Consider the following 23,879-nt stretch of genomic DNA (forward strand, 5'->3'; position numbering starts at 1 on the left):
TGACGGGTGGATGCGCCGCTTCTGTGTATGCTCTAACGTTTAGTGGTTTAGCCCAGTGCCTCAGCCAGCTTGAACGAGTCGAGCCGTATGAGATATTGCCTCATCGATAGCATGCAAGGGTGATGCATCCTGCCGCCTCTACGGGGGCGTAACCGTAGCGTTTGTAGAGCGCAACGGCGTGTTCACTAGCGACGTCGGTGGTAATGAGTCGCTGTCGAATGTCTGCTCGGTCAAAGTCCTCAATGACACGCTTTAGAAGCGCAGAACCAACGCCCTGACGCTGGGCGTGCGGATGTACCAAAAGGTCCTGAATGTAGGCGATAGAGTATCCATCCCCGACGGCGCGTACTAGCCCAATAAGCCGTCCCGTTCCTTGCGGTGTCACCTCTCGTGCTGTGTAGAGATACCGCGACCCTTCCAACATCGGGATGAGGCGTTCGGGTGTTTTGGTATAGGCACTCCAGCCCACAGAATCGTAAAGCTCAGTAAGTTCTTCCACGCTGGGAAGGGGGCTGGTGGAGTCCAAAATACAGTACCGCATACAGGCATTGTATAGCGCCAAATCGGGGGAGCTAGGAAACCGCCGTCCAACGCGTTTTTAGCTACTGCAGGGCATAATCTGTGCATAAAGGAAGCGGCGCATCCGACCCGTAAAGGGGTGGATGCGCCGCTTCTCATCTCTCCTGCATCGCTATGGATGCGTCACCGAGGCGGTGCGAAGAGGCTACCGGGCCCTGTGTGTGCTCTACCCGGTGCGCGCCTGCGCGGACCTCGCCTCGGTGTGCCGGGGTTCGATGTGCCGAACCAGGCCGCTGAGGTGGCGGGTTTTAGCCCAGTGCCTCAGCCAGCTGAATGCCCTGTGCCACGCCACCGAGGGTTGCAGCAATACGGATCAGGTCATTGACCTGCTCCTTGGTTGCGCCCTCTTCGCGCAGGGTGTGCTCGTGAGCCTCAACGCAGTGGGAGCAGCCGTTGACTGCGGATACTGCCAGTGCGAACATCTCGAAGTCCAGCTTCTCAATGCCACCGTTCTTGCCGATGATCTGCATGCGCAGGTTTGCACGCTGGTCATCGTATGCACCGTGCAGGAAGCCACGGGTGCGGTAGAAGATGTTGTTCATGCCCATGATGGTTGCAGCGCCCAGAGCAGCCTCGTAAGCGGTGTCGCTCAGGTGCTCCTTAGCCTCTGCAGCAATCTCAACAACAACAGAGTCAACCTTGGTTGCTGCTGCGGTTGCGAGGATTGCGCCCCAGAGCTGCTGCTCGGTCAGGGAGGTGATGCGGGGCAGGGAGGACAGGTTGAGGTTCATGTCCTTCGCGTAGGAAGGCAGAGCCGAACGCAGGTTATCGATGCTCATGGATTACTTCATCTCCTTGAATGCGTCGATGGTCGCTGCACCCTTCTGCCAGTTGCATGCGCACAGCTCGTCGGACTGCAGTGCGTCCAGCTGGCGGAGCACCTCGTCGGTGTTACGGCCGACGGAGTCAGCGGTAATGGAGACCGACTGGATGGTGTTGTGGGGGTCGATGATGAAGGTTGCGCGGTCTGCAACGCCGTCCTTGTTCAGGACGCCGAGGGCGCTGACCAGCTCACGCTTGAGGTCGGATGCCATGACGATGGGCAGGTCCAGGAGCTCTTCGTGGGAGCGGCGCCATGCGTAGTGGGTGTACTCGTTGTCAACGGAAACACCGACTACCTGGGTGTCGCGCGCCTCGAACTCGTCAGCGAGCTTGCCGAATGCTGCAATCTCGGTGGGGCAAACGAAGGTGAAGTCCTTCGGCCAGAAGAAGACGACGCGCCAGGTGCCTTCGTCCAGACCCTCGGAGGAGACGGTGGTGAAGTAGTCTTCGGGCTTGGTTGCTTCGATGTCAGCCAGCTTACCGGGGACAACGCCGGTGAGCTCGTATGCGGGGAACTGGTCGCCGATGGTCAGAACTGCCATGGTGTTCTTCTTTCTATTTCGTGCCGCGCTGATTCGTTGCGCGGCGCTTGTTCTAAGTGGTGCCCAATGAGCGGGCTCGATGACTATTTTATTATGAATAATTCATAATAATCAAGTGATGACGGGTGAAAATGCGAGTATTAAGTCGTGATTTGCGTCACTGAATATTCTGGGATGTTCACAAAAGCTTTTCCGACGCACAAACCCGAGGGTTTAAGCTCGAACCATGACCCCCGAACACAGCGACTTTTCTGAGCACAGCGAACACGTAGAGCCCAACCAGCCCGAACTCATTACCGAACGCCTCACCCTCCGCCACCTGTGCGAGGCGGACATCCCCGACATCGTGGAATCCTGCCGCGACGAAGAAACCCTCCGCTACACCCGCCTCCCGTTGAACTACACGCGCGCCGACGCCGAAGACTACCTGCTCACCACCGCCCGCCAGATTGCCGCCGGGCAGATTCAACGCTGGGCGATTGACGCCTCCGGCGTGTTTGCCGGGACCATTGAACTGCGCCTGCCCGAGGGCACCCCCGAAAGCCCCGGAACCCGCGCCGAACTGGGCTATTATGCCGCCCCGAAAGTGCGCGGCAAGGGCTACATGACCGAGGCGCTGCGTGCCGTCCTCGGCTACGCTTTCGACCCGCTTGGCTTGGGTCTTGAGAGTGTGCGCTGGACCGCCCTGGCGGGTAACGAGCCCTCGGAACGGGTGGCGGTTAAGGCGGGTTTCACCGGCATCTACGACGATATTGACCCGAGCTCCGGCCGCCCCGACGAGAACGGCCACCCGGTGCAGTATCGGGTGCGCCGCGCCGATATGACCCGCGCCCAGTTCGCGGCGCTCTGGTCTGACTAGCTCTGGGCTAGCTAAACCGCGCTACTTTAGTCCGCGCTACCTGATGCCGAAGCCGCGGAACGAGCCGGACGGCTCCTCCCACTCGACGAGCACCTCATCCACGCGGCCCGCGGTGTCGCCGCCGCGCAGAATATCTACCAGGCGAGCGCAGGAGACGGCGGTACCTTCCGCAACGACTTTCACGCGCCCGTCGTCGAGGTTTTCGGCGTAGCCGGTCAGCCCCATGGGCTTGGCGGTTCCGGCGCACCACCAGCGGAAGCCCACGCCCTGCACTTTGCCGCTGACGAAAGCGACGAGGCGGATTTCGGCGGGTTCTGCCGGGGTGCGGTCGGTGAAGAAATCAAAGAAACCCACGAGTGCCTCCTTGGGGGTGTTCATCGTGTGGTGAGCTCATTCTCCTGACTTGGCGGGTAAGGAGTGTGGCCCGGGCAGGATGCGGGTTTTTGCTAGCGTAGCGAGGTTCCCGCCGGTGCGGCGGCGAGCGCCTCAGCCACGGGGGTGGAACCATTGCGGAAGGGAATGGCCTTGCCAATGGTCGAGTCATCGGCCACGGTCGCGGTGAGCACGCGGGCCACGGTAGCACGTGAGGTGTCCGAAGAGTCTCCGTTGTGCGCCGGTGCGGTGGTCACCTCGATGCCGCCCTCATCCTCCAGGGTGAGAGTGCCAGGGCCCAGAATCGTGAAGTCCAAGCCGGAGGAGCGTAGGTACTCGTCAGCGGCGGCCTTCGCCTCGGCGTAGGCGTAGAAACCGTGGTCGGAAGGGACTCCGTGGTCGGCTCCGGCACCCAGGTACGAGACCATAATGTAGCGTTTTACGCCGGCTGCCTGCGCCGCATCCATGGAGCGGATGGCGGCGTCGCGGTCGATGGCATAGGTGCGTTCGGGACCGCCCACGCCGCCCGCGCCAGCAGACCAGATGAGCACCTCGGTCCCCAGGCGGGCGAAAAGCTCAGTCATCTGCTCGACACTCAACGAGGTGATATCAACGACCTCGGGAGTTGCGCCGCGTGCCATAAGGTCGGCACTCTGCGATTCGGCACGGATGATGCCGGTCACCTGATGGCCGGCATCAACCAGCATGGGTTCGGCCAGCAGCGCGATCTTGCCGTGACCGCCAATAATTGTTACTCGTGCCATGGTGTACTCCTCAGGCTGAAGGGCGATGTGTGTTCATTTCCAGTCTAGAGGGTTCGGCCCGCGCCCGGCGAGGTGCCGCGCGCTCGCCGGTCAGCGGCTGCTGAGCGCTGATTAGGGTAGAGCAACCGGAGCCGTGCCCACAAGGGGAGTAAGATGGGGTGATATTTATTAGCGGCAACGCTGAACACGCAGACTGTACCCGCAACGCTCATCCACTGGAGGATCATGAGTTCCCGCCCCAAGAAAGCGCCTCTCGTCGGTAACCCGGCGAAGGCACCGTACAAGCCCTGGCCTGCTCTCTGGTCCCTGGTTGTTGGCTTCTTCATGATTCTGGTGGACGGCAATATTGTCACCATCGCCCTGCCGCACATGCTGCAGGATTTGGATGCATCCCTGTCGGCGGGTATGTGGGTGACGAGCGCCTACCTGCTGGCGTATGCGGTGCCGCTGCTCATTACCGGCCGTATGGGTGACCGCTTCGGGCAGAAGAACCTGTACATAATCGGTATGGGCATCTTTACGCTTGCCTCCCTGTGGTGTGGTCTGGCGCCGAACGTTGAGTCGCTGATTACCGCCCGTGTGGTGCAGGGTTTGGGCGCGTCGCTGATGACCCCGCAGACCATGTCTCTGATTACGCTGATGTTCCCGCCGAATGCGCGTGGTGTTGCCATGAGCATTTGGGGTGCGACTGCGGGTATCGCCTCGCTGGTCGGCCCGATTCTGGGCGGCGTGCTGGTAGACACCCTCAGCTGGGGCTGGATTTTCTTCATCAACATTCCGGTCGGCCTGGTCGGCCTGTTCTTGGCGTGGCGTAACGTGCCGGTGTTCGAGCAGAAGAAGCACAGCTTCGACTGGTTGGGTGTGGTGCTTTCGGCGGTCGGTCTGTTTCTGCTGGTTTTCGGTATTCAGGAAGGCGCCACCTACGACTGGGGCACCATCACTGACTCGTTTATGGGTACCGGTGTTCCGGTGAGCGTGTGGGGCCTGATTATTGCCGGCATTCTGGTGCTGGGCCTGTTCATCGGGTGGCAGGCCATTAACCCGCGTGAGCCGCTGGTTCCTCTGAGCCTGTTCAGTGACCGTAACTTCTCCGTGTCGAATGTGGCTATCTCGGCTATGGGCGTGGTCGCTATCAGTATGGCGTTCCCGCTGACCCTGTACCTGCAGCAAGTGGAGGGCCTGGACCCGACCCAGGCTGCGCTGATGACCGCCCCGATGGCGTTGTTCTCGGGCGCGTTGGCGCCGGTGGTGGGTGCGCGTCTGAACCGTAACGACCCGAAGTGGATTGCGGTAATTGGTTTTACGCTGATGGTTGTTGGTTTTGCTCTGCTCCGCCCGACGATGGTTGCGGACGGCAACCTGTGGCTGATGGTTGGCCCGATGATTATTCTGGGCGCGGCGAACTCCTGCATTTGGGGTCCGCTGTCGGTGTCGGCGACCCGTAACCTGCCGCCGCAGCGTGCCGGTGCCGGTTCGGGCGTGTACAACGAGACCCGCCAGATGGCGTCGGTGCTGGGTTCGGCTGCGATTACGACCATCATGGCTTCTGCGATTACTTCGCACCTGTCCGCCTTGGGCCCGGCTGCCGCAGCGGGCGGTAGCTCTCACGGCAGCGCTGCTGGAGGCGTGCTTCCGCAGATTCTACGTGAACCCTACGCGGTGGCAATGGCTGATTCCATGATGCTGCCCCTGGTTGCCGCGGCGGTGGGCGCGGTCGTGTGCCTGTTCTACGCCTCCAAGAAGACCTCCGAGGCGAAGGCTGCCGCGCAGAACGCTGGGGTGGAGACCACCAAGTAGAAGGCTTATCAGAGCGCTTTTACGGCATAAGCGGTGCATAACCTGAGATATGGTGCTATACCGGAGAAAATCTATATGCACTCTGTGTATGATGAAGCGGGTTATTGTTGCCCTGAGGTGTTGAAACCTCGTGAGAGCGCAATAACCCGCTGTAGAAGGACATCTTCGTGGAGATGGATTACATGCCCGGCCTGCTCGCTAGCGAGGATGAGCTGGACCGTATCACCGAATCCTTCGCCCAGCTTCCCCTGCGCAACCCCAACGGCACCACCGGCATCAACATCCACCTGGAGAAAGAGAGATGGCTAAAATCCCCACCTTGAGTTTGGTATTTTTGCCATTGTCTTCCTTGATTTGTTCAAGATCTTGAGCCAAAATCCTCACTTCCTCTTTCTAAAATCTAGTTTTTAAAAAAAATAGGCTATCTACCAGAAGTAGATAGCCTATTTTTTATGAGATGCTTGGGTGCTTACGCTTTCAATTTGTCAAACTTTGCTTTGACATTCGCCTTGAATTCTTCAAGCTTAGCCTTGCGTTCGGCTTTACGTTCAGCCTTCATCTGTGCACGCGCCTGGTTGTAGAGGTCTTCTTGGACTTGCAGAGCTGCTTCGATTTCGGCTACGACGGTTGCTACATCCCAACGCACGATTTGGGTGTCGTACTTGGTGAAGTAAGCATCGATGACTGCTTCGTTGTCTTCTTGCACCAAGGCAACAACGGCTGTTTCACCGTTAGTCAATTTTTGAGAAACAACGTCAATCAGGCCAGCTTCTGCCGTATCAACGGTAGCACCAGCAACCAAACCATTGAGGCTACCAATACCATAACCAAACAAGACGCCGATAGGACCACCCAAAAGCCCGATAACTGCACCGAGCAAGCCACCTTTTAGGGTTGCATCCGTCGTTGAATCTTCAAAATCATAGCGTTCTTTTTCAACGATATGACCGTTTTCATTTTTGACCAGGGCGATTTGAGCAACCTTGGTCGTCTGAGTTTGGCGGAAAGCCTTCAAATCTGCAAAGGACTGATAAGCTTCGCTTTCGGTGTTAAAGACTGAAATTACTAGGTTTTCCATAGTTGGTACCTCGTTCCTAAAGACTATATATACATTGTAATACAGTTCTCTTTTTTGGGAACTACTTTTTGCGACAATTTACCTCGGTGGCAGCCGGTAGGCTGAGTCCTAAAGCAGAGGGGCCCGGTATCCATAATGGATGCCGGGCCCCTGGTGTTTTAAATTCGCTGTCTTAGCGGATCATGCCCCTTAGCGGGTAATGGTCGCCGAAGCAGTCAGACCAGAAATGTCCTGGTAAGCTACGCCTCGGCGGGCTCGTCCGGGGTTTTGTCGGCGAAGAGATCGAAGAATCCCACGGGAACCTCTTGCAGTTGCTCTAAAAATACATGGTACTTTAGGATACTGAGCGATGCGGCACCAACCTTGCGTGAGAGAAAAACACGCCCCAAACCCGTGAAGAGGCTCGGGACGCGTCCGCACTCAGCCGGGGCGGGTGCATCCGGCAAACCCTAGCGCAGCTTATTGCTGTTAGGCGCCGATGCGAGAGCCTGAGCTATCGGGGTGGGCCCGCCAATAAACGGGAGCGCCTTCCCAACCGTGGACGGGTCCTCAAGAACCGCCGCCAGCACCTGGGCAACGGTGGCCCGCGGAGTATTAGATTCGGCGCCGGGCGTGTGGGCGGGCTCAATCCCCAGAGTAATGCCGCCTGCCTCCTCAAGGGTGAGCGTCCCCGGCCCCAGAATCGTGTAATCCAGCCCCGAGCCGCGCAGGTGCTCATCGGCGATCGTCTTCGACTCGGCGTAGGCGTAAAAACTGTCATCAGGGTCGATGCCGTGCCCGGAACCCGCGCCCAGGTACGATACCATCACGTACCGTTTAATACCGGCCAGCCGCGCCGCATCCATCGACCGGATCGCAGCGTCACGGTCAATCGCATAGGTGCGTTCGGGGCCACCTACACCGCCCGCACCCGCGGACCACACCAGCACTTCTGTATGTAAATCCTTGAAGAGCTTCGCCATCTCCTCGGTGCTCAACGCGGTAATGTCAGCGACCACAGGGTTCGCCCCGCGCGTGACAATATCCTCTGACTGCTCCGGCCTGCGAATAAGCGCATTGACCGCATGCCCGCGCTCCACCAGCAGCGGCTCGGCCAGAAGAGCAACCTTGCCGTGCCCGCCAATGATCGTAACGTTAGCCATCGTATCCTCCTGTATGTTGAAAAATACTTGTATATCCAGAATAGGCTTGCTGTGCCGCAACGTCTATGGTTTTTCTTATGCTTCCCGAGAACGACAGATACCCGCATTCCCTGTGCTGATGCGCTCAAACAGCACCGCATGATGAGAATTCTCGTGCGGGGCTCAAGACGGCGTTATGATGAAGTGCTAGGTTTTTATTGCCCGGCGGCACCGATGACGTGAACGACAAGCCGAACTACCTGAGCGTCATGAACTATTGCTACCAGCTGAGGGTCTGGTTCCCGCGAAGGACTAGCCTCTAGCAGCTACCGGCGGTGCCCGATAGTCCAAGCCTTAAACACGGCGAGGGGCCCGGCATCCAATATGGATGCCGGGCCCCTTTCTGCCTACTGTGGCGGCCGCGCTATCGGGTAATGGTTGCGGAGGCGCTTGCACCCGCCAGATCCCGGTAGGTGTACTCGCCGTCATCGGTCAGCTGCATCGCAACGGTGCCGCTGGTGAGCTGAACGGTCGTGGTCAGGGTGTAGCTGGAGGTCACCTCGGTGAAGTACACCGGAACCTGCGAGGCCAGCACCTGTGCGTAGCGCACGGGGCCGTTGGCGGTCGCGGTCAGGAAGTCCGAGGTGCGGATATCCAGCACGCCGGTCCAGGTGTTGCCCTCGATGACCGGCTCGTAGAACTTCGCCGCGTAGGCCACGCCGTTGAAGGCGCTCACTGCCGGGTTATTGGTCTTGGCGCCGCCCTCGCTCTTGGCCAGCGCGGCCACCTCGGCGTCGTTGTCGGTGTCCCACAGCAGCGGCGCGGTGACGTCTTCGGCGGTGGGGAAAGTGAACTCGAAGGTCACCTGCAGGTGCGCCGAGCCGTACAGGTAGGTGCTGCCCTGGAACTCGCCCTTGGAATTGATGGGGGCGGAAATCCACAGGCCGGCACCGCCGTACAGGCCCGCACCGACGCTACCGCCGGGGGTGAAGGTGCCGCCGCCTGCGCTCTTCGGGCTCGTGGAGGTTGCGGTCACGTTGGGCACCTGCACGGTGTAGGAGTCCAGACCGTAGCGGGTGTCGAAATCGTTGGAGGGGTTGGAGTTGAAGGCCTGGGTGAAGACACCGAACTGCAGGGTCGGGGTCTCCGGCACGTCGGTGGAGGCCGCGTAGGCGGGTACGGTTGCGGCGGTTGCGACGACCGGCGCGCTCCAGAGAGCACCCTTGACGAGGGAGCGGCGGTTTACGCCGCGCTTGCCGGAAGCGGGGGTGCTGTGACTGGTCTGCTGTTGAGACATGTAATTATTCTTTCTTCCACGGGTGAATACGGTGATGCACGTGATACGAATTACTGATACTGTAGTGTAATTCAGCTCAACTTCAAAATTGTCTCAACTTTAAAGCAGGTTTTCTGCAATCTTCGGCTAAAGCTCACGAAGTGATGCGGCGGTAGCTCACGAGGCGCCCCGCCGGCCTGCAAACGACTCGCTACCCGCACGGGTGCGAACACCGAAGAACGAACACTGCCGTCCATCCCGCGTGCCCGTCACGGGTATCGCATCCTCACACCATCACATCAAAGGACAGATTCATGGCCTCTCTGAAGCGCGCACGTATCGCGTTTGCCTCCCTGGCGGTCCTCTGCCTGGGCGCGGTCGCCGCCCCGGCAGCCAACGCCTACAACCCCGACATCGACGGTGACGGCATCCCCAACACCTGGGAGATGAAGGGTTACGACGCCGATGGCGACGGCAAGATCGACGTCGACTTCCCCGCACTGGGCGCCGATCCCAACCACAAGGACATCTTCGTCGAGATGGACTACATGCCCGGCCTGCTCCCCAGCGAAGAGGAGCTGGACCGCATCACCAAGATTTACGCCGACCTGCCCATGCGCAACCCCGACGGCACCACCGGCGTGAACATTCACCTGGACGCCGGTAGCGCCCGCAGCGCCAAGTACAACCTCGGCGGCGGCAACGAAATCACCCACCAGGAGCTCGACAGCGAGTTCAACGCCCTCAACAGGATTAAGGCCTCCGAAGGTAAGTTCAACCCCGCCCGCGAAGGCACCTTCCACTACGTCATCTGGGGCGACTACTACGACAACAGCACCTCCTCCGGCATCGCTATTTTCGGTGGCCGTAACCTCATGGTGACCGTGGGCCCGCACTTCTGGGGTAAGGCAACCAGCGATATCCGCGTGGCGGTGTTCGTACACGAGCTCGGCCACAACCTGGCGCTGAGCCACGGCGGCTGGGATGAAATCAACTACAAGCCCAACTACCTGAGCGTCATGAACTACCAGTACACCCTCACCGGCGTGCCCATGGCCGACGGTAGCCGCTACTTTGGCTACTCCACCGCCGAGTACCGCATGCTGAACGAGGCGAAGCTCTACGAGGCGCGCGGCTTCGGTCCCCGCGCGGCCGGCTTCCTGTACAAGGGCAAGCCCGCTGACGGTCCCATCGACTTCAACGGTAACGGAAAGATTGATGCCGAGCCGGTCTCGGTGGACCTGAACGGTGACGGCATGATCTCGAACCTGGGCGCGGCGAACGACCTGAAGATGATCCGCTTCCAGGCGACCGAGCACCCCGAGCTCGAGAAGGGCCCCAAGCAGATTGAGCCGAGCGGTATTACCGCCGAGTACGCTCGTTCCCTGGGCCTGATTAACTAGGCGGTCGCCGGGGCGAAAGGCCTCGTCAGTACCGTTAAACAACAGGGTGCGGATACCGAATCATCGTTCGGTATCCGCACCCTTGTTATGTATCGCGACTCCTATGCAGGGGCCGCACCGGGGCTGTGCCGGAGTCTTGTAGGGGCCGTGCCGGCAGGGGGGGGGGAGGCTACGCCGCCTCGCGCTCCTCTTCTCGCTGCACGCGGCCGGTCTCCACCAGCACCTGCGCGATGTGGCCCAGCGCCTCCTCATTCTGCAGCGAGGAAACATCACCCAGGGAGCGGCCCTGGTACAGCTCGCCGAGCAGACGGCGGGTAATCTTACCCGAACGGGTCTTCGGGATATCGGCAACTGCCACAACATCCTTGGGCTTGGCAATCGGACCGATGTGCTCACGCACGTGCGCCGTGAGCGCCGCCTTCAGCTCGTCCTCGGTCAGGGCCTTGCCCTCGTCGGTGAGCGTCACGTAAGCGACCGCCTGGTGACCGGTCAGGTCGTCCTCCACAGGGCAGACGCCGGCCTCCACCACAGCCGGGTGGGTGACCAGAGCCGACTCAATCTCAATCGTGGACAGGCGGTGACCCGAAATGTTAATCACGTCGTCGATACGGCCGAGGATGTACACGTTGCCTTCCTCGTCTTCCTTCGCGCCGTCACCGGCCAGGAACCAGCCGCGCTCGCCGTAGTGGCGCCAGTAGGAGTCCAGGAATCGCTGCGGGTTCTTCCACACGGTGCGGGCCATGGAGGGGCCAATCTTATCGACCACAATAAAGCCCTGCTTGCCCGGCTCCACCGGGTTGCCGTGCTCATCCACCACGCGGGTGGACACGCCCGGAACGGCGCGGGTAGCGCAACCGGGCAGGGGAGTGCAGTGCGGGGTGCCCACCGGGTAGGTGCCGGCGGAGGCGAAAGCCGGGTCGTGCGGGCGCGGGGAGCACACGGTCGAACCGGTCTCGGACTGCCACCAGGTGTCGATGAAGGATGCGGTGCCGCCACCCACGTGCTTGCGCAGCCAGCGCCACGCCTCCGGGTTGATGGACTCACCCACCGAACCGAGCAGGCGCACGGTCGAGAAGTCGTACTTGCCGGGCTCGGGGCCGTCGGGGAACGCGCCCATGAGGGAACGAATCAGGGTGGGGGCGGTGTAGTAGTTGGTCACGCCGTAACGTTCGATGACCTCGAAGTGGCGACCGTAGTGCGGGGTGTTCGGGGTACCCTCGTAAATCACCTCGGATACGCCGTTAACCAGCGGGCCGTAGATTTCGTAGGTGTGCGCGGTCACCCAAGCGAGGTCGGCGGTGCACCAGTGAACGGTGGACTCCACCTTCTCGGGGTCGTTGACGGCCGACAGCTCGTCGGGGCGCAGCACGCCGTTCTCATCCACGTAATCCGGCAGCAGATCGTAGAGCAAAGCGTGGGTGTACGCGGTCTGCACCAGGTAGCCGCCCATCGTGTGCACCAGGCCCTTGGGCTTGCCGGTTGTGCCGGAGGTGTAGATGATGAACAGCGGATCCTCTGCGTCGTGCAGCTCGTAGGCGTGGGTGTCGGGCTGGTCGTCCACCAGGTCGTGGTACCAGACGTCGCGGCCCTCGGTCCAGGGAACCTCAGCGTGCGCTACGGGGTCGGAGGCGCTGGTGCGGTCCACCACGATGACGTGCTCGATGTTGTTCTCGCCCGAGCAGGCCTCGTCGGCGTTCACCTTCACGGGAACAACCTTGCCGCGGCGGTTCTGGCCGTCGGTGGTGACGAGCACCTTCGCACCGGTGTCCTCAACACGGAATTTCAGTGCCTCGGCGGAGAAACCGCCGAACACGAGGGAGTGGATCGCGCCAATACGCGCGCAGGCCAGGGTAAAAATAATGGTTTCGGGAATGACGGGCAGGTAGATGACCACGCGGTCACCCTTGCGCACGCCCAGGGACAGCAGACCGTTGGCGGCCTTCGCGATGCGGCGCTGCAGCTCGGCGTAGGTGATGGCCTCGCGGTCGCCGGGCTCACCCTCGAAGTAGAGGGCGACCTTGTCGCCGCGACCCGCCTCCACGTGGCGGTCCACGCAGTTGTAGGCGACGTTGAGCTTGCCGCCCTCGAACCACTTAATCTCGGGAACAGTGAACTGCTCGATGCCCTCCTCGTCGAAGCCGAGGGACTTCGGCTTCTCGAAGCGGTGCGCGGTGTGCCAGGGCTCAGCCCAGGTGAGTCGCTGCGCCTGCTTCTCCCAGAACGCGACGCGTGCCTCGTCAGATTCGAGCGCGGGGTTCGGGGTGGGGTTCAGCGGGTCGGTGAACGAAAAGGGGGTGGGCAGTCCCATATCTCTCCCATCGGTAGCTGGCATTAGCACCCTTGCTCGCGCTGCCTACTCGTGTGTGCAGATGCGCGAGGGGGTTGCTGCGACGTCATGGAGCCAGGTCTCTCGGTCGCTCTGGATGGTTTGCCTTCTTAGTAAAGCGCGCCGCGGGGCCCGATGCAAAGGTTCCCGTCATAAAAGGCACACTGTGTAGCGCTTCGTAATATAACGACACATTAAGAACCCCGCCCCGCGCTCACTACTGTGGGGCGCGGGGCGGGGCACATCATCATCATTCAGTAGGCGACAGGTTTCCCCGCCGACTTCTTTTTCCGGCGCGTCACGATGACTGACGCGCGGACATCTCTCCTGAAAACTCAGCGCGTGCTGAGCGTTGTGTTTAGCTGCCGGTGGCGCTAGTTACTGGGGTACTTTGCCTTGACCCAGCGCTCAAACAGGCCGACGAGGGCGTCCGTAATCTTGCCCAGGATGGCCAACGCCACGATGGCGAGCAGCAGGCGGTCGGTGCGGCCGTTGTTCTGTGAGTCGGTCAGCAGGTAACCCAGGCCCATGGAGGCGCCCAGCAGCTCGGCGGCGACCAGGAACAGCCACGCCTGAGCGAGCGCGAGGCGCAGACCCGAGATGACGGCGGGCAGAACCGCGGGAAGCTGAACCGTGGTGAACAGGCGCAGGCCCTTCAGGCCGAAGGCGCGGGCCATCTCCACGAGCTTGGGGTCCACGTGGGCGAGGGCTGCGGAAACCGTGGTGTACACGGGGAAGAACGCGCCGATGGCCACGAGGGTCACCTTCGAGTTCTCGCCGATGCCAATCCACAGCAGAAGCAGCGGGACCCACGCGAGCGAGGGGACCGCGCGCAGAGCGCCGATAGTCGGGGCGACGAACACGCGCACCGGGGCCGACAGGCCAATCAGCGATCCCAGCACCAGTCCGAGTACCGCGCCGATGCCGAAGCCAATCAGCACGCGCTGGGTCGAAATCGCGACGTGCTTGGCCAGCTCACCGCGCTGCGCCAGCTCGATACCGGCGCCCACCACACGGTCGGGGGAGGGCAGCTGGACCTGCGTGAACACGCCGTTGGTGCTCAGAATATACCAGAGCGCAATGAGCGCCAGGGGCAGGATCAGGCCCAGGTACTGCTTGCCGGCGAAGGGGTTCGAGGGAAGCTTCGGCGTCGGGAGCTTGGCCGCGCTCTCCTGCGCGGGGGCAATGGTTGCGGCGCTCATTACTTCTCCACCGCCTTGGCAATCTTCTCGACTGCGGCGCTGTCAGCCTTCTTCGCGAACTGGTCGTCCACGATGCTGTTCAGGGCCTTGTCCACGTCGGACTGGGAGGGGACGTCGCCGGACTCGACCAGAATCGGGCCAACGCCCTTGAGTACCTCAACCTGCTTGGCGCCCGGAACCGGGTCGATGTCCAGGTGGGTGCGGTCCATGACGACCTGGGCGGTCTCGTGCTTAATGCCGGACTCTTCCTCCACGATCTTCACGGCCTCTTCGGGGTTCTTCTTGGCCCAGGCGCGAGCGTACTCGTACACGTCCACGATGACCTGCGCGGCGGTCGGGTTGGACTGAATGAACTTCTCGGTGGCGTTCAGGAAGCCGTAGGTGTTGAAGTCCAGGTTGCGGTAGAAGAGCACGTCGCCGCTCTCCACCTCGGCGGCAGCCATAATCGGGTCCAGACCGCTCCACGCGTTGACCTGGCCGTTGTCCAGGGCGGTGCGGCCGTCGGCGTGCTGCAGGTTCTGAATGTTCACGTCGGAGGCGGAAACGCCGGCCTGCTTGAGGGCCTGCAGGAGCAGGAAGTAGGGGTCGGTACCCTTGGTGACGGCCACGCTCTTACCCTTCAGATCGGTGACCTTGGTGATGCCCGAGTCCTTGCGGGTGACGAGCGCCGACCACTCGGGCTGCGAGTAGAGGCTGATGACCTTGATGGGGGAGCCGTTCGCGCGGGCCAGCAGCGCCGCCGAGCCCGCGGTGGAGCCGACGTCGATGTTGCCGCTGCGCAGCGCCTCGTTGGCCTTGTTCGAGCCGGCCGACTTGACCCACTCAACCTTCTTGCCCTCGGCGGACAGGGCGGTCTCGAGCCAGCCCTTCTTGTGGATAATCAGCGAGAGCGGGTTGTAGGTGGCGTAGTCAATGGTCACGGTGTCCTTGCCGCCGCCGGCCGCACCGGAGGCGTTGGAGGAGCCGGAACCCTCACCGGCGCAACCGCTGAGCAGGGTTGCGAAGGCGGCGGCTGCGGCCAGGGACTTGAGGGCGGTACGGCGAGACGGGGAGAAAGTCATGATGGTTCTTTTCGCTTCTGAAGATGATGATGTGATGAGATGGGGAGCGCGGCCCGCAGGGTATAGCTAATTGGCTATATACCCTAGACAGCGCAAATACCGAGAGAGCTTGGGAAGGCTTAGACCGCGGCTTCCTCCACGCCGAGCTCGGCGAGCAGTTCGCTACGCAACGCGGTGATTTCTGCATCCGCGCGGTCGCGGGGGTGGGCACGGTCAACGGTCACGATGCGCTGAATGGTCGCGGGGCCCTCCGGGGTGTCCTTGCCGAGCACGATGACTCGATCGGAGAGGTAGAGCGCCTCCTCCACATCGTGGGTGACCAGCAGGATCGTGGTCGGATCCTGACGGTGCACGTCCAGCAGCAGGTCCTGCATGTTGATGCGGGTCAGCGCGTCGAGGGCTCCGAAGGGCTCGTCGAGCAGCAGCACGCCGGGGGTGCGGGCGAGTGCTCGGGCCAGGGAGACGCGCTGCGCCATGCCGCCCGAAATTTCCTTTGGGCGGTGGTCGGCGTACTCGCTCAGGCCGACCAGGCTCAGCAGGCGGGTTACGGTCGCCTCGCCCTCGGCCTTCTTGGTGCCCTGCGGCAGGCCGAGCGCCACGTTGTCGGCGACGGTGCGCCAGGGGAGCAGGCGCGGTTCCTGAAAACCAATGGCCACGCGGGGGTCGAGTCCGGTCACGGCCTTCTCGCCGATGCGCACGGTGCCTGCGGTGATGCGGTTCAGGCCGGCCGCAGCGCGCAGGAGGGTGGACTTGCCGCATCCCGAGGAGCCAATCACCGAGATAATTTCGCCGGGTTCGGCGGTGAAGGTGACCTCGCGCAGAACCTCGTGGGTTCCGCCGGGCACAGCAAAGGACTGGCCAACGGCATCGAAGACGAGGGGCACTGCGGCACTGGATACGGCGTGCCGGTTCGCTGAGGATTCGGATGCGCCGGGAGTTACTGCACTGTTGAGTGTCATAGTCACTTCCATCGTTCCTGGCGTTAGCACCGGCGGTGGGGAAGCCGCTATCGGTTGCTGCGACGTCGTGGAGCCAGGTCTCTCGGTCGCTCTGGATGGTTTGCTCTACTCACCCTATGGGCTGTGCCACGCCTCAATCAACCCGACGGGCGCGTATGAATTTCTATGACCGTATATTTCGCATTTATCACGAAATATTTCGGTCCCGCGTCACAAAAATATTTTTTCGTCACAAACGTGCTCTCCCTCCCGCGCGCACCGTAGACTCGGAACCACGAGATCATGAGTCCCGGCGCTAAGCTCTGGCTGGCCGGGCGGCAACCCTCTCCCGTAGCGGGGTGCCCCAGATGATGATCTGGCCTCAACGGAAAGAGGCAAGTACGGCGCGAACGCGCCACCTGCACGAAGGCCACCACCGAACGCAGAAGGCAAGAAGGAGGCGGCGCGCGGGGTGCAGGGCACTAACCCGATCATTCGCGAAAGGAAAATCGATGGCTGAGCAGAAGAAGCGCATCGTAGTTAACGCATTCGAGATGACCTGCATTGGTCACCAGAGCTTCGACCTCTGGCGTCACCCGCGCTCCCGCGCAACCGAGTACAACACCATCAAGTACTGGACTGACCTGGCTAAGACCCTTGAGCGCGGCCTGTTTGACGCCGTGTTCATCGCTGACGTTGTTGGTATCTACGACGTGTACAAGAACTCTGCCGCTCCCGCCATTGAAGGTGCCGCTCAGGTTCCCGTGAATGACCCCGCAACCCAGATTTCTGCAATGGCTGCAGTGACCGAGCACCTCGGCTTCGGTGTGACTGCTGCCGCTACTTTCGAGCAGCCCTACACTCTGGCTCGCCGCTACGCCTCCCTCGACCACCTCACTGAGGGCCGCGTCGGCTTCAACGTTGTGACCTCTTACCTGCCGTCGGCTGCTGAGAACCAGGGCCTGCCCACCCAGATCCCGCACGACGAGCGCTACGAAATCGCCGACGAGTTCCTGGACGTCTGCTACAAGCTGTGGGAAGGCTCCTGGGAAGACGGCGCAGTCATCAAGGATCGCGAGCGCGGCATCTACGCTGACCCCTCCAAGGTCCACCCGATTGGTCACAAGGGCAAGTACTTCTCCGTACCCGGCATCTCCCTGACCGAGCCGAGCCCGCAGCGCACCCCCGTGATTTTCCAGGCTGGTGCATCCAGCCGCGGCCAGAAGTTCTCCGGTAAGCACGCTGAGGCTGTGTTCATCAGCGCCCTGCGCCCGGACCTGACCCGCGTTGTGACCGACCGTATTCGCGCCGCTGTCGAGGAGCAGGGTCGTAGCCGCGACGACGTGAAGATCCTGGCAATGCTCTCGGTCATCGTGGATGAGACCGAAGAGAAGGCAAAGGCAAAGTACGAGGATTACAAGAAGTACGTGAACCTCGACTCTGCACAGGCTATTGTCGGCGGCTGGTCCGGTGTTGACCTGTCCCAGTTCGACGAGGACGAGGTCCTGAACTACGTGCAGACCGAGTCGATTCAGTCCTTCCTGACCCCCTTCACCCTGCAGGCGAAGGACAAGAAGTGGACCCGCAAGGACATCGCTGAGCACACCACCCTCGGCGGCATGGGCGAGGTCATTGTTGGTGACCCGGTTCAGGTTGCTGACGAGCTGGAGCGCTGGATCGACGAGGGCGGCCTGGACGGCATCAACCTGGCGTACCACGTCTCCCCGGGTTCCTTCGAGGACTTCATCGAGTACGTTGTTCCCGAGCTGCAGAAGCGCGGCCGCTACCGCACCGAGTACGAGGGCAACACCCTGCGCGAGAACATCTTCGGCAAGGGCCACACCAAGGTCGCTGACTCCCACCCGGCCGCTAAGTACCGCGGCGCATACGTGGGCAAGCCTTCGGCTGCTGACACCCCGGCTCGCGCAATCGCTGAATAAGCGGTGCCGCTGATGCGTACCGTGTAGGTTCGCTCAAACTTAACGATTGAAAACAAGAACGCCCGTTCTGCTGAGGACAGTGTCCCCGGCGGAACGGGCGTTTCTCTGCGCTGTGCCTTCTTGCCGCTGTGCTTTCTTGACGCGGGGCTTCCTTGGTGCGGCGCGTTCCCTATACTGGGTGGCATGACTGAACTTAACCACGATGATCGCTGCCCCTGCTCGAGCGGCGAGGTGTACGGCGCCTGCTGCGGCAGGTTCCTGGGCGAGTTTGCCGCCTCCGGAACGCTGACCGCCCCCGCGCCGGAGCAGCTGATGCGCTCGCGTTTTACCGCCTTTGCGATTGGCGATGCGGCGTACCTGTTGGCGAGCTGGCATCCGAGTACCCGCCCGAGCACCCTGGAGCTGGAGGATGGTATCCGCTGGTACCGCCTGGATATTCTGGGCTCTTCGGGCGGCCCGTTTGATGTATCCGGTACGGTGGAGTTCGTTGCGTATTACCGTTCGGTGCCGGGTGTTCCTGCGGAGGAGCGGGTGAAGGGCAGCATGCATGAGCTGTCGCGCTTTGAGAAGGTGGGCGGCACCTGGCTCTACGTGGACGGCGACGTTCGTTAGCTTTCCCGCTCTCGCCTCCTGTGGGGAGGGCGCATAAAGAGCATATAAAGAAATGGCAGAATCATACCGAAAACGGAATGATTCTGCCATTCTTTGTTTTTGTTAGCTTCTGTCTTTTAGAAGATTTTCAAGATAGTTCTCTAAACGAAAGGTTACCTCCAGCTCGCGGTCAGAAATAATGCCGGTGTATTCCTGGAGCGACCTCGAAATACCGTCATGAAGGCGATATATCTGTTTTCCAGAAAGCGTCGGGATATCTCGACGCTCTTGAGAATTAAGAACTGAAGATAAAAGAATAATGTCTCGGAAATGTCGACTTTTATCGGAATCTCCATTATTGAGCAGAGCCGATACTTTCTCGTACAGGGCGCCCAAACCATCAGGAACGTTGACTGTAAATTGGCGGTTAGCGCAGAGTACAGATGCTTTACGGGTGCGTTCAAGCCCAAACTGGGCGCCCCGAGTCTCTAGTAGGCGACCAAACCCTGGATACTCATAGGTGCGAGCGGACTCCGACTGTCCCGAAGGGATGAGGATATCTATCTGAGCTTCGCCGCGAACCCACCGGTGATTTTGGCCGGATGCATTGAACCCGGCAATTGAAAATCCGGCATTGCTAAGAGCCTCATGGAACTGACGAACATACGCCCGTGATGCGCGGATATCAAGAATAACGTCGATATCGTGAGTGGATCGAGAACCCGCGTAGCTTCGCTCTGCAGCCAACAGACGCATCATGCTTCCGCCTGCCAGGGACCATCCTTGCGACATAATCTCTGAGATATCAGCCAGACCAAGCCAAGAGGCACGCTCTGCCCCAATAGCAGGAATCAAAATAGGGGATGCGGTTATGACTAAGACGCTTTCTTGAAAACAGAATCTTGAAGAATGCGCTCTGCCTCAGCGGAGCTTCGCGGATCCCCCAAATCTAGAAGATCTACCGCCACATGCAAGGGCAGAATATGGGGCGGCTCATCGCATTCACGCAAGATAATGTTCGCCGAATCTACAGACGCTGGGAGCAGATTGTACAGAAAAATGATGTTCTCTAAATCCTGGCTTGAAACATATGCATCAACCATTGAGCCGTACACCTGAGAAATATCGCTACTAATGCCGGTAAGCGACAATGCAGGGTCTTCCAAAATTGCAGGAATTTCAGCGGGAGGAGCCTGCAGATGATGCACTTTCAGACCGCGGCGAGCTCGGTATCGCTCAACAGACGCAGGCCCTTGCACCTGAATTGCTGAGGCGCGTTCTTTTGCCCTGCGGCGTTCCTCAGCCGATAGGACAGATGACTGACCATCGCAGTAACGCGCCAAAGCGTTGAATGCATCGAAGGAAATAGGACGGCCAGCATTACTGCGGTGCGCAGCGGGAAGAGCATCGACAACCCAGCGGCTTCCCAATTTACGACCTTGGAGCATTCCACGTTCCAAGCGGGCACGCACGCTTCGCTCTGAAACCTTAGCTTCTTGAGCATACTCTTGAACGGACATCATGGCAGAATCATACCGAAAACGGAATGATTCTGCCATGATTTTCTCGCGCCCGGAAGCGATAAGGAACAAGCAAGAGCGAACCAGATACGCCAAAGGCAGGCCCTTCGGCAGCTTGAAAACTTACATTCTCAGCCGCATCAGGAACCTGCCTTCAGCAAATATGTAGATTGTCGGACTTAGCTAGTCCAGCCGTTAATGATGCCCATACCGAAGTAAATCACGAACACTGCGGAGACCAGGTACATCAGCCAGTGCACGTCCTTGCCGCGGCCCTGCACCAGGCGAATGAAGGTGTAGGACACGAAACCGGCACCGATACCGTTCGCAATCGAGTACGACAGCGGCATGAAGATAATGGTCAGGAACGCCGGGATGCCCAGACCCCAGTCGGTCCAGTCGATGTTCACGGCCTGGCGGATCATCAGGAAGCCGACCACGACCAGAGCCGGGGCGACCGCCTCGAAAGGAACGATGGTGACCAGCGGTGAAATGAAAATCGCCAGCAGGAACAGCACACCGGTCACAATGTTTGCGAAACCGGTGCGTGCGCCCGCACCAATACCGGTAGCGGACTCAACGAAAATCTGGTTGGCGGAACCGGATGCACCACCACCAACAACGGAACCGAAAGCGTCCACGAGCAGGACCTTGTCGATGTCCTCGACCTTGCCGTCCTTCATGGTGCCAGCCTCTGCGGCAAGACCAACCGAAACGCCCATCGCGTCGAAGAACACGGACAGCAGAATGGTGAACACCAGCAGCGATGCGGCCAGCGGACCGATGTGGGTGAACGCGCCGAACAGATCAGCGGAACCGATGAGGGAGAAGTTCGGGGTGGTGAACTTCATGTCCGCCAGGGAAGGCACGTTCAGGGACCAGCCGGTTGCAGCCTTCTTCACGGAACCGGAGGGGACAACCGCCTCCAGAATCAGGGACAGCGCGGTGGAGGCGAGCACGCCCCACAGGATCGCGCCCTTCACGTTACGGATGAACAGGGCGATGGTGAAGAACAGGCCGAAGAGGAAGACGAGGGTGGGCCAGCCGAGCAGGTGACCGCCCGCACCGAGGGTCACCGGAACGGTGGTGCCGGCGGCGTCGGGCATGCGGCGGATAATGCCGGAGTCGACCAGACCGATAAAGGAAATGAAGAAACCGATACCGACCACAATCGCGGTCTTGAGCGACTCGGGGACCGCCTCAAACACCGCGGTACGGAAGCCGGTGAGCACCAGAACGGTCATGATCAGACCGGCAAGAACGACCAGGCCCATGATGTCTGCCCAGGTCAGGTTCGGGGTGGTGGCAATGGTGGAGGCGAGTAGCGCGTTCACGCCCAGGCCAGCCGCCATGGCGAAGGGCTGCTTAGCGATAACACCCATGAGGATGGTCATCACGCCGGCAACCAGCGCGGTCACAGCCGCGACGGGTGCGATGCCGAGGGTGCGTTCGGATGCGTCAGCACCGGTACCGATGACGAGGGGGTTCAGCACCACGATGTAGCTCATGGCGAAGAATGCGGCGAGGCCGCCGCGGAATTCTGCGGCGATGGAGGAGCCGCGCTCGGAAATCTTGAAGTAGCGGTCGAGCGCACCGGTGGGTGCGGCCGCCTTCTGAGGTTCAGACATGTAAGGATCCGTTGATGTTGTTCGGTGTGTACTGTTGCGCCGCCGGTTTCGCGGGCGAAGCTCGCGGGCTAGGCTCATAACCGGGCGTCACAATGGTTCAACCATTGTAGGCGCCGCCGAGCGGCTCGTGCCGGTGAAACGCGTTGTGTGCGACGGTTCAGTCGGTGATGCGGTGTTTCCCGGCCCCTGCAACCAGAATGGGGTAGTTGGGGGCAGAGGGGAGAATAGCCCAGGGCGGGGCGCCAACACTCGAAGGTGCCGGTACCCCGCCCTGCCGGTGCCCGCGCCTCCACGTGGGAGGGTGAGGCACCTGATGTGTTTAGTGCATCCAGCCGGTAATCAGGCCGTTAGCGAAGAAGATGAGGAACACTGCGGAAACCACGTACATGAGCCAGTGAACTTCCTTGCCGCGACCCTGCACCAGGCGGATGAAGACGTAGGACAGGAAGCCTGCGCCGATACCGTCCGCGATGGAGTATGCCAGGGGCATGAAGATGATGGTCATGAACGCGGGGATACCCAGGCCCCAGTCGGTCCACTCGATGTTCACTGCCTGGCGAATCATCAGGAAGCCGACGAACACCATTGCGGGTGCAACAGCTTCGAAGGGCACGATGGTGACCAGGGGGGTCAGGAAGATCGCGACGAGGAACAGCACGCCGGTGACGATGTTTGCGAAGCCGGTGCGTGCGCCCGCGCCGATACCGGTTGCGGACTCCACGAAGATCTGGCTCGAGGAGGAGGAGGTGCCACCGCCGGCTACGGAGCCGAGGGCGTCCACGAGCAGGACCTTGTCGACGTTCTCGATCTGGCCGTCCTTGATGGTGCCTGCCTCGGTTGCGAGACCGACGGAGGTGCCCATTGCGTCGAAGAACGCGGAGATGAGGATGGTGAAGATCAGCAGAACAGCTGCCATGCCGCCGAGGGTGCCGAAGGCAGCGAACAGGTCAGCGGAGCCGAACAGGGAGAAGTCGGGCAGCTTGCTGGTGTTGGAGTCCCAGACGGGGACGTTCAGGGACCAGCCGGTGGGGGACTTAACCGAGCTGCCGGAGGGCACGACCTGCTCCAGGATGATGGAGAGGGCGGTGGAGGCGAGCACGCCGTAGAGGATTGCACCCTTCACGTTGCGGATGAACAGCGCAATGGTGAGGAACAGGCCGAAGAGGAAGACCAGGGTGGGCCAGCCGAGCAGGTGGCCGCTGACACCGAAGGAGACGGGCACGGTGGTGCCTGCTGCGTCGGGCATGCGGCGGATGATACCTGCGTTGACGAGGCCGATAAAGGCGATGAAGAAGCCGATACCGACGACGATTGCGACCTTGAGCGATTCGGGGACCGCGTTGAACACTGCGGTGCGGAAGCCGGTCAGCACGAGGATGGTCATCAGCACACCAGCCCATACGACGAGGCCCATGATGGCGGGCCAGGTCAGTCCGGGGGTGGAGGCGATGGTGGTTGCCAGCAGCGCGTTCACGCCGAGGCCTGCTGCCATGGCGAAGGGCTGCTTGGCGATGACGCCCATGAGGATGGTCATAACGCCTGCGACCAGTGCGGTCATTGCTGCGACCTGCGGCACGCCGAGCGCGTTGCCGGATGCGTCCTTGCCGAGGCCGATGATGAGGGGGTTCAGCACGACGATGTAGCTCATCGCGAAGAAGGTGGCGAGGCCGCCGCGGAATTCTGCGGCGATGGTGGAGCCTCGTTCAGTGATCTTGAAGTAACGGTCCAGTGCGCCCTTGGCTTCTGCCTTGGGGTTCTGGGGAGCCGCGGTGTTCTCAGAAGACATTCGTGAAAATCCGTAGATACTCTTAGTAGGGGCGGGCGCCGGGGTTCCGAGCCCGCATAAGAAAAGCGTCACGTCCCGCAAAGTGGGGATGTGACGCTGTTGTTACCACGATATTTTACGGCTAAAGGTATTTTCTTCGCTAGTTCAGCAAACTTTCAGGTAGTTTTCAGCCGTTGGAACCGTCCTCGGAGCCCTTCTCACGGTGCCTGCGAGGTTGTCGAGGGAGGATGCGTCATAGAGGTAGTTTTATCTCTCGCCCCTGCGCGAACATCGA

At 60.9% G+C, this 23,879-nt stretch carries 21 protein-coding genes, 1 pseudogene and 3 riboswitches; of the genes and pseudogenes, 6 read left to right on the forward strand and 16 right to left on the reverse strand.

The features are described 5' to 3' along the window. Nucleotides 1-100 precede the first annotated feature (100 nt). The 3 genes from ADJ95_RS09140 to ADJ95_RS06960 all read right to left on the reverse strand — a co-directional run bounded on the left by ADJ95_RS09140 (nt 101) and on the right by ADJ95_RS06960 (nt 1,943). Nucleotides 101-541 carry a GNAT family N-acetyltransferase gene (locus ADJ95_RS09140; protein WP_080974965.1) on the reverse strand — a complete coding sequence of 147 codons (441 nt, stop codon included), beginning with the start codon at nt 539-541 and terminating at the stop codon, nt 101-103. Nucleotides 542-827: 286 nt separating this feature from the next. Further along, nucleotides 828-1,358 (reverse strand): carboxymuconolactone decarboxylase family protein, encoded by a 531-nt coding sequence (locus ADJ95_RS06955; protein ID WP_049333921.1) that lies wholly within the window; start codon nt 1,356-1,358, stop codon nt 828-830. Between the two features lie 3 nt (nt 1,359-1,361). Continuing rightward, nucleotides 1,362-1,943 carry a peroxiredoxin gene (locus ADJ95_RS06960; protein WP_049333922.1) on the reverse strand — a complete coding sequence of 194 codons (582 nt, stop codon included), beginning with the start codon at nt 1,941-1,943 and terminating at the stop codon, nt 1,362-1,364. 226 nt (nt 1,944-2,169) lie between these two features. On the opposite strand from ADJ95_RS06960, the gene ADJ95_RS06965 reads away from it, so the two are divergent. Further along, a complete protein-coding gene (locus ADJ95_RS06965; protein ID WP_049333923.1) occupies nt 2,170-2,802 on the forward strand; it encodes a GNAT family N-acetyltransferase in 633 nt (210 codons plus the stop codon). Between the two features lie 36 nt (nt 2,803-2,838). Here the strand turns inward: ADJ95_RS06965 and ADJ95_RS06970 are convergent, their stop codons facing one another. Together ADJ95_RS06970 and ADJ95_RS06975 are read right to left on the reverse strand one after the other, a co-directional pair. Beyond that, nucleotides 2,839-3,180 carry an acylphosphatase gene (locus ADJ95_RS06970; RefSeq protein ID WP_399539751.1) on the reverse strand — a complete coding sequence of 114 codons (342 nt, stop codon included), beginning with the start codon at nt 3,178-3,180 and terminating at the stop codon, nt 2,839-2,841. A 68-nt stretch (nt 3,181-3,248) separates the two neighbouring features. Then, complete coding sequence (locus ADJ95_RS06975) at nt 3,249-3,938, reverse strand: NAD(P)H-binding protein (RefSeq protein WP_049333924.1); 690 nt, start codon at nt 3,936-3,938, stop codon at nt 3,249-3,251. A 225-nt stretch (nt 3,939-4,163) separates the two neighbouring features. Between ADJ95_RS06975 and ADJ95_RS06980 the strand changes: the two genes are divergently transcribed. Together ADJ95_RS06980 and ADJ95_RS06985 are read left to right on the forward strand one after the other, a co-directional pair. Further along, nucleotides 4,164-5,735 carry a DHA2 family efflux MFS transporter permease subunit gene (locus ADJ95_RS06980; RefSeq protein ID WP_049333925.1) on the forward strand — a complete coding sequence of 524 codons (1,572 nt, stop codon included), beginning with the start codon at nt 4,164-4,166 and terminating at the stop codon, nt 5,733-5,735. A 155-nt stretch (nt 5,736-5,890) separates the two neighbouring features. After that, nucleotides 5,891-6,028, forward strand: a pseudogene (locus ADJ95_RS06985) (C4-dicarboxylate ABC transporter substrate-binding protein); the annotation flags it as partial. 176 nt (nt 6,029-6,204) lie between these two features. Here the strand turns inward: ADJ95_RS06985 and ADJ95_RS06990 are convergent. The 3 genes from ADJ95_RS06990 to ADJ95_RS07000 form a co-directional block, all read right to left on the reverse strand. Next, nucleotides 6,205-6,813 carry a DUF1269 domain-containing protein gene (locus ADJ95_RS06990; protein ID WP_044150839.1) on the reverse strand — a complete coding sequence of 203 codons (609 nt, stop codon included), beginning with the start codon at nt 6,811-6,813 and terminating at the stop codon, nt 6,205-6,207. Nucleotides 6,814-7,262: 449 nt separating this feature from the next. Then, a complete protein-coding gene (locus ADJ95_RS06995) occupies nt 7,263-7,955 on the reverse strand; it encodes an SDR family oxidoreductase (protein ID WP_044151027.1) in 693 nt (230 codons plus the stop codon). 403 nt (nt 7,956-8,358) lie between these two features. Continuing rightward, complete coding sequence (locus ADJ95_RS07000) at nt 8,359-9,231, reverse strand: hypothetical protein (RefSeq protein ID WP_049333926.1); 873 nt, start codon at nt 9,229-9,231, stop codon at nt 8,359-8,361. 293 nt (nt 9,232-9,524) lie between these two features. Here ADJ95_RS07000 and ADJ95_RS07005 point away from each other — a divergent pair, with 293 nt between their 5' ends. Further along, a complete protein-coding gene (locus ADJ95_RS07005; RefSeq protein ID WP_049333927.1) occupies nt 9,525-10,613 on the forward strand; it encodes a C4-dicarboxylate ABC transporter substrate-binding protein in 1,089 nt (362 codons plus the stop codon). A 169-nt stretch (nt 10,614-10,782) separates the two neighbouring features. On the opposite strand, the gene ADJ95_RS07010 is transcribed toward ADJ95_RS07005, so the two are convergent. From ADJ95_RS07010 to ADJ95_RS07025, 4 genes are all read right to left on the reverse strand, one after another. Then, nucleotides 10,783-12,921, reverse strand: a complete 2,139-nt coding sequence (locus ADJ95_RS07010; RefSeq protein ID WP_049333928.1) for an AMP-binding protein — start codon at nt 12,919-12,921, stop codon at nt 10,783-10,785. Nucleotides 12,922-12,925: 4 nt separating this feature from the next. Further along, nucleotides 12,926-13,043: riboswitch (SAM riboswitch) on the reverse strand. A 270-nt stretch (nt 13,044-13,313) separates the two neighbouring features. After that, nucleotides 13,314-14,141 carry an ABC transporter permease gene (locus ADJ95_RS07015; protein WP_049333929.1) on the reverse strand — a complete coding sequence of 276 codons (828 nt, stop codon included), beginning with the start codon at nt 14,139-14,141 and terminating at the stop codon, nt 13,314-13,316. Continuing rightward, nucleotides 14,141-15,202, reverse strand: coding sequence for an aliphatic sulfonate ABC transporter substrate-binding protein (locus ADJ95_RS07020; protein ID WP_049333930.1), 1,062 nt, complete (start codon nt 15,200-15,202; stop codon nt 14,141-14,143). The genes ADJ95_RS07015 and ADJ95_RS07020 overlap by 1 nt, the downstream gene beginning before the upstream one ends. Nucleotides 15,203-15,321: 119 nt before the next feature. Beyond that, the gene (locus ADJ95_RS07025) at nt 15,322-16,161 is read right to left on the reverse strand and encodes an ABC transporter ATP-binding protein (protein WP_049333931.1); all 840 of its coding nucleotides are present in this window, start codon (nt 16,159-16,161) and stop codon (nt 15,322-15,324) included. A 5-nt stretch (nt 16,162-16,166) separates the two neighbouring features. After that, a riboswitch (SAM riboswitch) is annotated at nt 16,167-16,263 on the reverse strand. A gap of 176 nt (nt 16,264-16,439) precedes the next feature. Continuing rightward, a riboswitch (SAM riboswitch) is annotated at nt 16,440-16,548 on the forward strand. Between the two features lie 104 nt (nt 16,549-16,652). Between ADJ95_RS07025 and ADJ95_RS07030 the strand changes: the two genes are divergently transcribed. Both ADJ95_RS07030 and ADJ95_RS07035 read left to right on the forward strand, forming a co-directional pair. Then, a complete protein-coding gene (locus ADJ95_RS07030) occupies nt 16,653-18,080 on the forward strand; it encodes an LLM class flavin-dependent oxidoreductase (protein ID WP_049333932.1) in 1,428 nt (475 codons plus the stop codon). A gap of 183 nt (nt 18,081-18,263) precedes the next feature. Continuing rightward, the gene (locus ADJ95_RS07035; protein ID WP_049333933.1) at nt 18,264-18,692 is read left to right on the forward strand and encodes a YchJ family protein; all 429 of its coding nucleotides are present in this window, start codon (nt 18,264-18,266) and stop codon (nt 18,690-18,692) included. A gap of 102 nt (nt 18,693-18,794) precedes the next feature. Here the strand turns inward: ADJ95_RS07035 and ADJ95_RS09145 are convergent, their stop codons facing one another. From ADJ95_RS09145 to ADJ95_RS07050, 4 genes are all read right to left on the reverse strand, one after another. Beyond that, nucleotides 18,795-19,430 (reverse strand): hypothetical protein, encoded by a 636-nt coding sequence (locus tag ADJ95_RS09145; protein ID WP_239662815.1) that lies wholly within the window; start codon nt 19,428-19,430, stop codon nt 18,795-18,797. A gap of 116 nt (nt 19,431-19,546) precedes the next feature. Beyond that, nucleotides 19,547-20,230 carry a hypothetical protein gene (locus ADJ95_RS09150; protein WP_044143869.1) on the reverse strand — a complete coding sequence of 228 codons (684 nt, stop codon included), beginning with the start codon at nt 20,228-20,230 and terminating at the stop codon, nt 19,547-19,549. A 140-nt stretch (nt 20,231-20,370) separates the two neighbouring features. Beyond that, a complete protein-coding gene (locus tag ADJ95_RS07045) occupies nt 20,371-21,819 on the reverse strand; it encodes an NCS2 family permease (RefSeq protein WP_049333935.1) in 1,449 nt (482 codons plus the stop codon). A gap of 319 nt (nt 21,820-22,138) precedes the next feature. Then, nucleotides 22,139-23,605 (reverse strand): NCS2 family permease, encoded by a 1,467-nt coding sequence (locus tag ADJ95_RS07050; RefSeq protein WP_049333936.1) that lies wholly within the window; start codon nt 23,603-23,605, stop codon nt 22,139-22,141. Between the last annotated feature and the right edge of the window lie 274 nt (nt 23,606-23,879).

The organism is Rothia mucilaginosa (assembly GCF_001061665.1).
Taxonomy (GTDB): domain Bacteria; phylum Actinomycetota; class Actinomycetes; order Actinomycetales; family Micrococcaceae; genus Rothia; species Rothia mucilaginosa_A.

Excerpts from the sequence above, each read along its gene's own strand:
- ADJ95_RS06980 (WP_049333925.1), top strand. The coding sequence starts at position 4,164 with ATGAGTTCCCGCCCCAAGAAAGCGCCTCTCGTCGGTAACCCGGCGAAG.
- ADJ95_RS07010 (WP_049333928.1), bottom strand. The coding sequence starts at position 12,921 with ATGGGACTGCCCACCCCCTTTTCGTTCACCGACCCGCTGAACCCCACC.
- ADJ95_RS09145 (WP_239662815.1), bottom strand. The coding sequence starts at position 19,430 with ATGATGCGTCTGTTGGCTGCAGAGCGAAGCTACGCGGGTTCTCGATCC.
- ADJ95_RS07015 (WP_049333929.1), bottom strand. The coding sequence starts at position 14,141 with ATGAGCGCCGCAACCATTGCCCCCGCGCAGGAGAGCGCGGCCAAGCTC.
- ADJ95_RS06975 (WP_049333924.1), bottom strand. The coding sequence starts at position 3,938 with ATGGCACGAGTAACAATTATTGGCGGTCACGGCAAGATCGCGCTGCTG.
- ADJ95_RS06960 (WP_049333922.1), bottom strand. The coding sequence starts at position 1,943 with ATGGCAGTTCTGACCATCGGCGACCAGTTCCCCGCATACGAGCTCACC.
- ADJ95_RS06990 (WP_044150839.1), bottom strand. The coding sequence starts at position 6,813 with ATGGAAAACCTAGTAATTTCAGTCTTTAACACCGAAAGCGAAGCTTAT.
- ADJ95_RS07030 (WP_049333932.1), top strand. The coding sequence starts at position 16,653 with ATGGCTGAGCAGAAGAAGCGCATCGTAGTTAACGCATTCGAGATGACC.
- ADJ95_RS09150 (WP_044143869.1), bottom strand. The coding sequence starts at position 20,230 with ATGGCAGAATCATTCCGTTTTCGGTATGATTCTGCCATGATGTCCGTT.
- ADJ95_RS06970 (WP_399539751.1), bottom strand. The coding sequence starts at position 3,180 with ATGAACACCCCCAAGGAGGCACTCGTGGGTTTCTTTGATTTCTTCACC.
- ADJ95_RS07025 (WP_049333931.1), bottom strand. The coding sequence starts at position 16,161 with ATGACACTCAACAGTGCAGTAACTCCCGGCGCATCCGAATCCTCAGCG.
- ADJ95_RS09140 (WP_080974965.1), bottom strand. The coding sequence starts at position 541 with ATGCGGTACTGTATTTTGGACTCCACCAGCCCCCTTCCCAGCGTGGAA.
- ADJ95_RS06965 (WP_049333923.1), top strand. The coding sequence starts at position 2,170 with ATGACCCCCGAACACAGCGACTTTTCTGAGCACAGCGAACACGTAGAG.
- ADJ95_RS07005 (WP_049333927.1), top strand. The coding sequence starts at position 9,525 with ATGGCCTCTCTGAAGCGCGCACGTATCGCGTTTGCCTCCCTGGCGGTC.
- ADJ95_RS06995 (WP_044151027.1), bottom strand. The coding sequence starts at position 7,955 with ATGGCTAACGTTACGATCATTGGCGGGCACGGCAAGGTTGCTCTTCTG.
- ADJ95_RS07000 (WP_049333926.1), bottom strand. The coding sequence starts at position 9,231 with ATGTCTCAACAGCAGACCAGTCACAGCACCCCCGCTTCCGGCAAGCGC.
- ADJ95_RS07045 (WP_049333935.1), bottom strand. The coding sequence starts at position 21,819 with ATGTCTGAACCTCAGAAGGCGGCCGCACCCACCGGTGCGCTCGACCGC.
- ADJ95_RS06955 (WP_049333921.1), bottom strand. The coding sequence starts at position 1,358 with ATGAGCATCGATAACCTGCGTTCGGCTCTGCCTTCCTACGCGAAGGAC.
- ADJ95_RS07020 (WP_049333930.1), bottom strand. The coding sequence starts at position 15,202 with ATGACTTTCTCCCCGTCTCGCCGTACCGCCCTCAAGTCCCTGGCCGCA.
- ADJ95_RS07050 (WP_049333936.1), bottom strand. The coding sequence starts at position 23,605 with ATGTCTTCTGAGAACACCGCGGCTCCCCAGAACCCCAAGGCAGAAGCC.
- ADJ95_RS07035 (WP_049333933.1), top strand. The coding sequence starts at position 18,264 with ATGACTGAACTTAACCACGATGATCGCTGCCCCTGCTCGAGCGGCGAG.